This window comes from Bacteroides sp. DH3716P, from assembly GCF_025914115.1.
Lineage (GTDB): Bacteria > Bacteroidota > Bacteroidia > Bacteroidales > Bacteroidaceae > Bacteroides > Bacteroides ovatus.
In genome coordinates this window covers 4983871-4996626 of the sequence record NZ_CP083673.1, presented here as the reverse complement: position 1 = coordinate 4996626, position 12756 = coordinate 4983871, and the positions used below count along the sequence as shown (strand labels likewise).

Here is a 12756-nt window from a genome sequence, read left to right as displayed (position 1 = left end):
CTAGAACTACTGTATCAATGAGAATCTTTTCGCTATTAATATTATTGGTAGTGGCATCTGCCCTGCAATCACAAGTGGTTGTGAATGAGAATGTAAAACATAGTAAATATACTTTCCCATTAGTCGCATCGAAAATAAAGGCGACCGTGTGTTATGATGCCAATGATTACCCGGTTGTAAAGAAGGTTGCCGAACTGTTTGTGTCTGATATTGAAAATGTCACAGGACAGAGATTAAAATTGGCAGATGAATGGAAGAAAGGAAGAACAGTGGTGATTGTCGGTACTATTGAAAAAAATCAGGCAATTCGTCAGCTAGCCTCCAATGGGAAAATAGATATATCTCCTTTGGAAGGAGCATGGGAACGTTATCTGATTCAGACAGTTAATCATCCTTTTCCAGGAGTAGATAAAGCGTTGATTGTAGCCGGAAGTGACAGGCGAGGAGCTTCTTACGGTTTGTTTTCTCTTTCGGAAATGGCAGGTGTGTCTCCTTGGTATTGGTGGGCGGATGTCCCTGTGAAGAAACATAAAACACTTTATGTGGATGCTCCCACCTCTGTTTCCAAGACCTCTTCCGTCAAATATAGAGGCGTTTTTCTGAATGATGAAGATTGGGGACTGAAACCTTGGGCCGCTAAGACTTTTGAGAAAGAGCGTGGCAATATAGGTCCCCGTACTTATGCCAAAATATGCGAATTGTTGTTACGGTTGAAAGCCAATCATCTGGCTCCTGCCATGCATCCGGTGTCGACCGCATTTTATAAGATACCTGAAAATAAGTTGGTGGCAGATACTTTTGCTATTGTAATGGGGTCCAGTCATTGCGAACCATTATTGTTAAATACAGCTAGTGAATGGAATTCAAAAACGATGGGGCCTTGGGATTATGGTAAAAATAAGGATAAAATTAATGAAGTTCTAGGAAACCGTGTAAAGGAAAACTGTGCTTATGAGAATGTATATACATTGGCTTTGAGAGGATTGCATGATGCGGCAATGGGAGGAGGTGATGTCCCCATGAAAGAAAAGGTCAAAATGCTGGAGAGTGCGTTGAAAGACCAGCGTAATTTGATTGCAGAACATTTTGATCGACCGGTTGAAACAATTCCACAGGCATTTACTCCATACAAGGAGGTGTTGGAAATCTATTCGAATGGATTGGAATTGCCGGATGATGTAACCATTATTTGGCCGGATGATAACTTCGGCTATATGAAGCGCTTAAGTGGCCTGCATGAACAGAAGCGCTCCGGGCGTGCAGGTGTTTACTACCATGTCTCTTATCTGGGAGTTCCCCATAGCTATTTGTGGTACAGCACTACTCCCCCGGCTCTGATGTATGAGGAACTCCGAAAGGCTTATGATACGACGGCAGACCGTATCTGGCTGGCTAATTGCGGTGATTTAAAAGGAGCCGAAATGCAAGTCTCTTTATTCCTTGATATGGCTTATGATATAGATAGCTTTAATGCGAATAATGTGGTTACCTATCCCGCCCGTTGGTTGGCAAAGATGTTTGGGGAGCAGTATTATAGCGTATTTGAAGATATCACTTCTTCGCATATCAATCTGGCCTTTTCCCGGAAACCGGAATATATGGGTTGGGGATATTGGAATAATTATTGGGGCGGGGGAGAGAAACGTACGGATACGGAGTTCTCTTTTGCCAATTATAATGAAGCAGAAAATCGTCTGAACGAATATAGCCGTATTGGGAAGAAAGCGGAAAATCTTTTGGCATCTTTGGATAAAGACAGTCAGCCGGCTTTTTATCAGTTATTATACTACCCGGTGAAAGGTGCCGAACTGATGAACCACATGACTATAAAAGGACAATATTATCGGCAGTATGTTCGTCAGCAGCGTGCCGCCGCCAATTTGATAAAGGAGAAGGTAAAGAATTACCATGATAGTCTGCAAATCATAACTGAAGGGTATAATTCTTTGTTGAACGGGAAATGGAAATATATGATGTCTTTGAAACAGAATTATGAAGGTTCCAGTTCTTACTTTATGCTCCCGTTGATGGAAGAAAGTTATACACCGGTTGGTGCTCCTAAATTGGCTCTTCAGGCAGAAAGTGAAATTTTGGATAAAGGTGGGATAAGCTATCATAGTTTGCCTGTTTATAACACTTTTTCCCGTAAAAGCCATTGGGTCGATGTGTATAATCAAGGAAGTGGAGATTTGAGTTGGACTGCAAAGTCTTCGGACGATTGGATTATAGTGTCTCAAAAAGCTGGGAAAACTCCGACAGAGGACCGAATTAGGGTATCTGTTGATTGGGAGAAAGTTCCGATTGGAGAGAGTATTAAAGGTTCTGTGGAGTTTAGGTCTAATGATCAAAAAGAATGTGTATTGGTTTCTGTTTTTAATCCGGCGTCTCCTGTGCGTGATGAGATGCAAGGAGTGTATATGGAAGAGAATGGGTATGTCTCTATTCCGGCTGCAGGGTTTCATCGTAAGTTTGAGAGTAATGACATAAAAATGAATATTCTTCCCGGGGTTGGGGTTGAAGGGCATGCTTTGCAATTAGGGAATCCTATATCTCCCTTACAGATGTATCGTGCTGGTGATGTACCTAGAGTGGAATATGATTTTTATACGTTTAATGCCGGGATTTATGATGTGTATACCTATGTTCTACCTACATTCCCTTTGCACGCAGAACGAGACTATAAATTGCCGGAACATACTAATTCGGACACAAAGTATAGTGTCCGTATAGATGATGGTTCTATTTCTACTCCTTCTACTTCTGCTATTGAGTATTCTCAAGTTTGGTATGATAGTGTGCTAAAGAATTGTAGAGTGAATAAATCTACTTTGTATGTGAAGAAGCCGGGCAAACACACTCTACAGATACGTTGTGGTGATCCTGGAGTTGTCATTCAAAAAATAGTCATCGACATGGGAGGATTAAAACGTTCATACCTTGGACCTGAAAGTACAAAATGTAATTAGTCTAATTGATTGGAGAACCAGATGGCTTTGCCATGGGTTCTCCTTCTTTTTGTGGTATTCCCAATATAGGCATCCTATCTTTGTCCCACTCTATTTTTTGTAAGCGGGGAGTACGTGAGTCCATTGCACCCGGAGCATCATTCGGTATCTGACGGGCATGATAAAGCATATAACATTCCTTTCCATCCGGTGAAGAGACGAAAGAACTGCCGCCGGGGCCAAAAACTTCATTCTCCGGTTTCTGCTGAAATACAGGTATCGGATGTTTCTTCCAGGAAGCAGGATCCAACAGGTTGGCATTGGCGTCTGCTGTTAGTAATCCTACACAATAATAGGGAGTCCAGCTACCGCTGGCGGAATAAAAAATGCATACTTTATCTTTATTCTTCGGCTGAAAGAAATGAGGTGCTTCGTTCACATGGATCGGATAGGCTGTTTTGCTGCCATCGGGATTAACCCATTGACACTCCCATTCATATTCAGGTTTGGAAATCAGGACTCTGTCAGAAGAAAGAGTCCACGGATTTTTCATCGAAGCGATGTAAATACATTGTGTCTCGCTGTCAATTCTTCGTTTTTGCCATCCGCACCAAATCATGTAACGCTGTCCGTTGTGTTCGAAAGTACTCGCATGAATTGCCCAGTTATTATCTTTGTCGGTCGGTATGCGCCCTTTCATGACAAACTTACCTTCTGTAGGAATATCAGCCTCGTTTTCGATCACATAAATCTGGTGATTGTCCATGTTGCCATCGTCTGCAGCGAAGTAAATATACCATTTGTTGTTGATGCGATGCATTTCGGGGGCCCATAAGTGATGGGAATTACTTGGGTCGGTTGGTATCCATACAGGTTTTCTAAGACTATCATTCAAATTTGTTATGTCACTGGTTTCCCAAAGCATAATTCTACTTTCAGAGCCTTGCGTATAATAATATTTTCCTTCATGAAAAACAGCCCATGGCTCTGCTCCTCTTTCACGTAGCGGATTTGTATAAGTAGCTCCTGTTACGGCTTTCTTTTCCGGCTCTGTTTTCTTCTTGGGTCGACAGGATACACAAATAATTATTAAAAGTACGGTTAGGAATAACAATCTGCTTCTCATGGTATTTTTTACTTAATAATAATATTGCAAAGAAAGCATAAAATCTTGATAAATCATCTTTTTTTTGCAGATTGGTTAGTATTTATCCTTAATTGGTTCGTATTTATTGAATTTTCTAGTTGTTTTTTCTCATCTTTGCAGCACGAACTTTAAAATTGATATTGTATGAAACTGAAGCACCTTATCCTTCTTAGTATTATTTGCTGTTCCCAGTCTGTATTTGGACAAAAAGCCAATCAACAACCGAAGACGAGTGGCAATCCTGTATTCCCGGGATGGTATGCCGATCCGGAAGGAGTTGTATTTGGGGATGAATACTGGATTTATCCTACGTATTCGGCGCCTTATGACGAACAGACTTTCATGGATGCCTTCTCGTCTAAAGACCTGGTGAACTGGACAAAGCACCCGAAAGTGTTATCAAAAGAGAATATTAGTTGGTTTAAACGTGCTTTGTGGGCACCTGCCGTGATTCATGCGAATGATAAATATTATATATTCTTCGGTGCGAATGATATTCAAAGCAATAATGAACTGGGCGGTATTGGTGTAGCTGTGGCCGACAATCCTGCCGGACCATTTAAAGATGCGTTAGGCAAACCTCTGATTGATAAATTTGTAAATGGTGCGCAACCGATCGATCAGTTTGTTTACAAAGATGATGACGGACAATATTATATGTATTATGGTGGCTGGGGACATTGTAATATGGTGAAACTGGCCCCGGACTTGTTGAGTATCGTACCGTTTGAAGATGGTACCCTTTATAAGGAAGTAACCCCCGAAAAATATGTAGAGGGACCTTTTATGTTGAAACGTAACGGAAAATACTATTTTATGTGGTCGGAAGGCGGTTGGACCGGACCGGATTATTGTGTTGCTTATGCCATTGCCGACTCACCGTTCGGACCCTTCAAAAGAGAAGCAAAAATATTACAGAGAGATCCCAATATTGGAACAGGTGCCGGCCATCATTCAGTTGTAAAAGGGCCGGGAGAGGATGAATGGTACATCATTTATCATCGCCATCCATTGGGTGAAACGGATGGAAACGCTCGTGTGACCTGCGTTGACCGTATGTACTTTGATAAAGATGGAAAAATAAAACCCATAAAGATGACTTTCGAGGGAGTAAAGGCAAGCCCATTTAAGTAAAATCTGAAAAGTTCAGCCCGTCCGTAATTAATATTTTAATAAAGATGGGCTTTTTTTGATTTATTGTTTTATTTTTGTCCTTGTAAATCAAACATACTTATTATAATGAAGCCAGATATACACACTCTTTCCGACTCCCTTTTGTGGAAAAGGTTTCTCGAGGGAGATTCGAGTGCGTATACCCAAATCTATAATCGAACGGTGCAAGATCTGTTTCGATTCGGACTATTATATACTTCAGACAAAGAATTAATCAAAGATTGCATACATGATGTGTTTGTGAAAATCCACGTGAATCGTGCAAAGTTAGCCCCAACAGATAATATTGCAGCTTATTTGACGGTAGCGTTGAAAAACACTCTTTTTAATGCGCTAAAAAAAACAACAGATTCTCTTTCGTTTGATGAAATAGGTGAGAGAGAAGAGACGGTTGACGAATCCCCCTCCACTCCGGAAACTATATATATTAATAATGAACAGGAAAAACAAGTTCAGGCAACCGTACATACTATGATGTCTGTATTGACGGACAGACAGCGTGAAATTATTTATTATCGATATATCAAAGAGATGAGTATCGATGAAATAAGTAAGGTGACAGACATGAATAATCAATCTGTTTCTAACTCCATTCAACGGGCTTTGGGACGTATCCGGGACTTATTTAAGAGAAAATAAGAGAGAATAATCAGCCTATTTTTCCTGCCTATCAAAAAAAAGTGGAAAAAACTTCGGAAAAGGTGAGTATAAAATGAAAGTACAACTGTTATTCATACGTAAAGACAATGAAAATGATGAACTCTGAACAAAAACATACAGATTTTTCCCTATATACTTTTGAAGAATTCCTTCAGAATGATTTCTTTATTTCTTCCATGAATCATCCTACGGAAGAAACACAGAAGTTCTGGGATGAATTTGAACAGATGAATCCTTCTAATATAGATGAATATATAGCAGCAAAAAGATATTTGGAGGTTTTTTCAAAAGAGAAAGAAGAAGTACTTTCAAACGAGGAAACGGATGATTTATGGACTCGTATTCAGGCAACCAATATAAATAAGGAGAAGGCGAAACGTAAGAACTATTTCTTAATAGGATTGAGCTCGGCGGCCAGTGTTGCTATTCTTGTGGGATGTTTCTTCTTATTAAAGAGTTATTCTTCGGTGCTGGATCCGGATATTGCCACTTTTGCAGTGAATACCAAAGCTGATTTGCCTCTGACGGAAGAAACACTATTGATTTTGGCGGAAGATAACGTAGTGAGCCTGAAAGAAAAAGAAACGGAGATTACGTATGATTCCGTAGAAATCAAAACAAATCAGGAAAGTATACAAAAGGAAAAATCGGCAGCTTACAATCAATTGGTCATTCCGCGTGGAAAGCGATCGGTATTGACGTTTGCCGATGGATCTAAAGTCTGGGTGAATGCCGGCACGAGAGTGATTTATCCGGTAGAGTTTGAAAAAGATAAACGTGAAATCTATGTGGACGGAGAAATCTACATAGAAGTAGCCAGAGATGAAAACCGCCCTTTCTATGTGCGGACTAAAGATATGAATGTCAGGGTGCTTGGTACTAAATTTAATGTAACGGCGTATGAGTCGGAAGCGATTAGAAGTGTAGTGCTAGCGCAAGGATGTGTTCAGGTAGAAACAGCCCGGACTCCGAAAGCGATTTTGGCTCCTAATCAGATGTTCAGTTCTGCCGATGGAAAGGAAAATATATCACAAGTAGATGTAGAACAGGCAATATCGTGGATAAATGGACTCTATTGTTTCCAAAGTGCCGATTTGGGAATAGTCTTGCAACGCCTGTCTACCTATTATGGTGTGAATGTAGAATTTGACCCAGCGCTAAGTAAAATAAAATGTTCCGGAAAAATCGATTTGAAAGACAACTTTGAAACAGTTATTAATGGATTAACCTTTGTTGCACCAATTTCTTATGCCTATGATGAACAATATAAAACGTATCGAGTAGTAAAGAAATAGATATAAAAAATAAGATAATAAACTAATCTAACTCCCGTATTTTATGGTAATTATTGAAGAGAGTGGATGATACGAACTATCATCCAGATGGGACTTGTGTGCCTATGAATGTTTATATACAGAAAATAATATTATGAGAAATTTTTAACATGTTTAATATGAAAAATGCAATTAGAGAACGAAAGAGTAAGGTTCTCGGGCTATTCCTGTGCTTTTTACTTCTCGGAATAGACTACTCTTTCGCAAGTTACAACAATTATTCTCAATTTAAGACCCTTTCGGTCAGCATGAGTAACTCGACGTTGAGAGAAGTGCTTAAAACAATAGAGAAAAGTAGTCAATTTGTTTTCTTCTATTTAGATGACGCTGTCAACTTAGAACGTAAGGTATCTATCGACAGTAAGAATAAAAATATAGAAGAAATCCTTTCTGAACTTTTCGAAGGTACTTCGTGTACTTATCGGATCTCTGACAGGCAAATATTTATTTCCGGAAAAGCCCCTGCTTCAACCGAACAGCAACAGAATAAGCGGAAAATATCCGGACGTGTCACTGATATAAAAGGAGAGCCGCTTATTGGGGTCAACGTTACTGTGGATGGAGATGCAAACGGTTCGATTACAAATATGGATGGTTTGTATGAGATATTCGTAACCAAGAAGAGCGTAGTGCTTAAATTTACCTATATCGGGTTTAAAACTTCTGAAATACGAACCAATGCTTCGACCAACATTTATGATGTCACCTTGGAAGAACAGGTCAACGAATTGGAAGAGACTGTTATTGTGGGTTATGGTACCCAGCGTAAAATAAGTAATATCGGTGCACAGTCTTCCATGAAGATGGAAGATATTAAGACGCCTTCTGCCAGTTTAACAACTACATTGGCAGGTCGTTTGGCGGGTGTTGTGGCTGTACAACGTACAGGAGAACCGGGAAAAGATGCTGCTGATATCTGGATTCGTGGTATTTCCACTCCCAACACTTCTTCTCCGCTAGTATTGGTGGATGGAGTGGAACGTTCGTTCAATGACATCGATCCGGAAGATATTGAATCGTTGACAACGCTGAAAGATGCATCAGCAACAGCTGTGTATGGTGTACGTGGTGCCAATGGCGTAATTTTGATTAAAACCAAACCGGGAAAGGTAGGAAAACCGACAGTGAGCGCGGATTATTATGAATCGTTTACCCGTTTCACGAAGATGGTTGATTTGGCAGATGGTATCACTTATATGAATGCAGCCAACGAGGCAATGCGTAATGACGGTATTGCTACGAAATATACAGAAGATCAGATACGTAACACGATTGCTGGTAAGGATCCTTATCTATATCCGAATGTGGATTGGTTGAAAGAAATCTTTAATGATTGGGGACATAATCGCCGTGTGAATGTAAATGTACGCGGTGGTAGCGAGAAAGTCGCTTATTATGCATCAGTCAGCTACTTTAATGAGACAGGTATGACGGTGACTGATAAGAATATCGACACCTATGATTCTAAAATGAAATATAGCCGTTATAACTTTACTACCAATTTGAATATCGACGTAACTCCTACTACTAAGGTCGAGATCGGTGCGCAAGGTTATCTGGGAGAAGGAAACTATCCGGCCATCTCTTCTGCCGATTTGTATAATGCGGCAATGTCTATCTCACCGGTTGAATATCCGAAGATGTTCTTTGTTAATGGAGAAGCCTTTGTGCCGGGAACTTCAACCAATAATAACTTTAACAACCCTTATTCACAGGCTACACGTCGTGGTTATGACAACCTGACGAAAAATCAGATTTACTCTAATTTGCGCGTCACACAGGATTTGGATATGCTTACGAAAGGACTGAAACTGACTGCTATGTATGCATTTGACGTATACAATGAGATACATGTACATCAGGACCGTGCAGAGTCTACCTACAACTTCCTGGACACTAGTGTTCCTTACGATATGAATGGACAACCTATTCTGCAACGTATTTATGAAGGAAGTAACGTGTTAAGCTATAAACAGGAAACGAGTGGTAACAAAAAGACCTATTTGGAGGCTTCCTTGAACTATGACCGGACATTCAACGACGATCATCGTGTTAGTGCGTTATTCCTGTTCAATCAGCAATCCAAACTATTATATCCGAAAGGGACATTGGAAGATGCGATTCCGTATCGTATGATGGGTATTGCCGGTCGTGCCACTTATTCATGGAAAGACCGTTACTTCGCAGAATTCAACATCGGTTATAACGGTGCCGAGAACTTTTCACCTAAACATCGTTTCGGAACTTTCCCTGCATTTGGTGTAGGATGGGTTGTTTCAAATGAGAAATTCTGGCAACCTCTGTCGAAGGCAGTTTCTTTCTTGAAGATACGTTATACGGATGGTAAAGTGGGTAATAGCGAAGTTTCCGACCGTCGTTTCATGTATCTGGATCAGATGAAAGAAAATGGAGACTATGGTTATAAATTCGGACCGAATGGAACTAAGTGGTCCGGTTATGAAACAGTGAATATGGCTGTTGACCTGATTTGGGAAGAATCTCGTAAACAAGACCTGGGTATTGACCTTAAGCTATTTAATGACGATCTGTCTATTGTATTCGACTTGTTTAAAGAACGTCGTGAAAACATCTTGTTGAAGCGTGAACATTCTATACCTTCATTCCTGGGATACAACACATCTGCTCCTTACGGAAACATCGGTATTATAGAAAATAAAGGATTTGACGGAACGATCGAGTATAACAAGCGTATCAATAAAGACTGGGTAATTGCGCTTCGTGGTAATGTCACCTTTAATAAGGATAAATGGATTCAGGGAGAATTGCCGGAACAGAAATACGAATGGATGAACCAATATGGGCACAACATCAATGGAGTGAAAGGATATGTTGCCGAGGGGCTGTTCACTCAAACTGAAATAGATGATATGGCACGCTGGGAATCTTTGTCGGATGCCAATAAAGCCATTACTCCCAAACCGTTTGCATCACAGTTTGGAACAGTGAAAGCCGGAGATATCAAATACAAGGATTTAAACAATGACGGTCAGATAGACGCATACGACCAGACTTACATTTCTCGTGGTGATGTGCCGACAACTGTCTATGGTTTCGGATTTACAGTAGGTTGGAAAGACTTGTCTGTGGGTATGATGTTCCAGGGCGTAGCAGGAGCCGAACGTGTTTTGAATGGTAGCAGTGTTAATCCGTTTAATGGCGGTGGCGGTAGTGGTAACCTTTACTCTAACATTGGCGACCGTTGGACAGAGGAAAATCCGGATCAGAATGCCTTTTATCCGCGTTTGTCTTATGGAAGCGAAACAACCAGTAATATTAATAACTTCCAGAAAAGTACCTGGTGGGTACGTAACATGAACTTCCTGCGTTTGAAGACATTGCAGATCTCTTATAATCTGCCTAAACCCTGGGTGAATAAAGTTCATCTGAAGAATGCGGCTGTATATGTAATGGGAACTAACCTGTTCACTTTGAGTCGTTTCAAATTGTGGGATCCGGAGTTGAATACCGATAATGGTGCTTCTTATCCGAATACGACTTCTTATTCAGTTGGTATTAATTTCACATTCTAAACAAAAAGATAATGAAAAAATATAATTATATAATCGTTAGTTTGCTGGCGTGTCTCTTGACGACATCTTGTAATGACTATTTTGACCAGGTGCCTGATGACCGTTTATCACTCAAGGAGATTTTCACAACCAGAGATGGAGCCTTGCGGTATCTTTCGAACGTATACACATTCTTACCGGATGAATTTAACCAACGTCAGGTGCATGAAACAAGTCTGTACCGTACTCCCGGTCCTTGGACAGGCTCCAGCGACGAAGCAGAGTGGACAAATGACAATAAAGGGAAATTGATAAATAACAACTCTATCGATGCGACGGAAGGAACGATGGTGTTGTATCGCTGGAAGAGCTGGTTTTCAGGTATTCATGAAGCGGCAGTATTTACAGAAAATGTAGATCAGGCACCGCTGACTGTTACAGAAAGAAATCAATGGAAAGCGGAAGCAAGAGCTTTGCGGGCGATCTACTATTTTTATCTAGTACGTACTTATGGTCCGGTTCCTTTGCTTGAAAAGGACTTCCCGATGGATACTCCGAGCGATGAGTTGCAACTCCCTCGTAATACGGTAGACGAGTGTTTCGATTTTATCGTATCAGAACTGAAAGGTGCGCAAAACGATGGTTTACTGGACGATGCTTCTACCGACAAAGTGTCCGGATATGGCCGTATTGATAAGGCGATTGCACAGGCGTTTATCATCGAGGCATTGACTTATCGTGCCAGCTGGTTGTTTAATGGTGAGTGCAATTACTATTCAGACCTGGCTAATACGGACGGAACAAAACTGTTCCCTAACAAACCGGACGAAGCTACCAAACGTGCTAATTGGCAGAAAGTGATTAATGAATGTAACACTTTCTTCTCTAATTATGGAAGTCGTTATCATTTGATGTATACCAATAAGGACGGTGTTTCTGTTTCCGGTCCGGACTCGGAAGGCTTCAGCCCGACAGAATCTTATCGCCGTGCAGTAAGAACCCTGTTTTCTGAAATGGGTAACAATAAAGAAATGATTTTCTATCGTTTGGATAATGCTGCCGGAACCATGCAGTACGACCGTATGCCGAATAGATCCGGTAATACGACTAATTATAGAGGTGGTAGCTTGTTGGGAGCAACCCAAGAAATGGTAGATGCCTATTTCATGTCAAACGGAGAATCTCCTATTTCCGGTTATAGTGCTGACGGAGTCACTCCGATTATCAACGAAAAATCCGATTATGTAGAAGAGGGAGTCTCTACAACAGAATACAAAGGAACAGACGGTACCTTATATGCACCGGCAGGAACCAGAATGATGTATGTTAATCGTGAACCTCGTTTTTATGTAGACATTACCTTTAGTAATTCAAAATGGTTTGATGGAACAGAAGGCGATTATATAGTAGATTTCACTTATAGCGGAAGTTGTGGTAAAGAACAAGGTAGCAATGACTATACAAGTACAGGTTATTTGGTGCGCAAAGGAATGGATTCCGGCGACCGTAACCAGAACTTGGTTTGTGTGCTCTTGCGTCTGACTAATATTTATTTTGACTATATCGAAGCACTTGCGCATGTCAGCCCGACTCATGAAGACATCTGGACGTATATGAACATGATCCGTAAGCGTGCGGGTATTCCGGGATACGGTGAAACAGTCAATCTGCCTAAACCGACTACAACGGAAGAAGTCATGGAGCTGATTCGTAAAGAGAAACGCATTGAGTTGAGTTTCGAAAACTGCCGTTATTTTGATGTACGTCGCTGGGGATTGGTAAATGAGTATTTCAACAAGGCAATTCACGGTATGAATGTCAATTATGACGGAAATGAATTCTTCAAACGTACGGAGATTGTGAAGCGTATTTTTGACCGTCAGTACTTCTTCCCCATACCACAGGGCGAAATTGATATTGATAAAAACTTGGTTCAGAATACAGGATTCTAAATACTGATTATAAAA

7 protein-coding genes are annotated in these 12756 nt (G+C 40.7%); 6 read left to right on the top strand and 1 reads right to left on the bottom strand.

The genetic code is table 11. From position 1 onward, the window contains the following. Positions 1–17 precede the first annotated feature (17 nt). A complete protein-coding gene (locus tag KQP79_RS18810; protein WP_061447599.1) occupies positions 18–2966 on the top strand; it encodes a glycosyl hydrolase 115 family protein in 2949 nt (982 codons plus the stop codon). A 1-nt stretch (position 2967) separates the two neighbouring features. Here the strand turns inward: KQP79_RS18810 and KQP79_RS18805 are convergent, their stop codons facing one another. Beyond that, the gene (locus tag KQP79_RS18805) at positions 2968–4071 is read right to left on the bottom strand and encodes a family 43 glycosylhydrolase (RefSeq protein WP_061447598.1); all 1104 of its coding nucleotides are present in this window, start codon (positions 4069–4071) and stop codon (positions 2968–2970) included. 165 nt (positions 4072–4236) lie between these two features. Between KQP79_RS18805 and KQP79_RS18800 the strand changes: the two genes are divergently transcribed. From KQP79_RS18800 to KQP79_RS18780, 5 genes are all read left to right on the top strand, one after another. Next, positions 4237–5226 (top strand): glycoside hydrolase family 43 protein, encoded by a 990-nt coding sequence (locus KQP79_RS18800; RefSeq protein ID WP_061447597.1) that lies wholly within the window; start codon positions 4237–4239, stop codon positions 5224–5226. A 105-nt stretch (positions 5227–5331) separates the two neighbouring features. Further along, positions 5332–5904 carry an RNA polymerase sigma factor gene (locus tag KQP79_RS18795; protein ID WP_055235137.1) on the top strand — a complete coding sequence of 191 codons (573 nt, stop codon included), beginning with the start codon at positions 5332–5334 and terminating at the stop codon, positions 5902–5904. A gap of 113 nt (positions 5905–6017) precedes the next feature. Continuing rightward, a complete protein-coding gene (locus tag KQP79_RS18790; RefSeq protein WP_055235268.1) occupies positions 6018–7220 on the top strand; it encodes a FecR family protein in 1203 nt (400 codons plus the stop codon). A gap of 158 nt (positions 7221–7378) precedes the next feature. Then, entirely contained in the window at positions 7379–10810 is a 3432-nt protein-coding gene (locus tag KQP79_RS18785) for a TonB-dependent receptor (protein ID WP_032849544.1), read from the top strand. 11 nt (positions 10811–10821) lie between these two features. Then, entirely contained in the window at positions 10822–12741 is a 1920-nt protein-coding gene (locus KQP79_RS18780) for a RagB/SusD family nutrient uptake outer membrane protein (RefSeq protein ID WP_055235139.1), read from the top strand. The last annotated feature ends 15 nt before the right edge of the window (positions 12742–12756 follow it).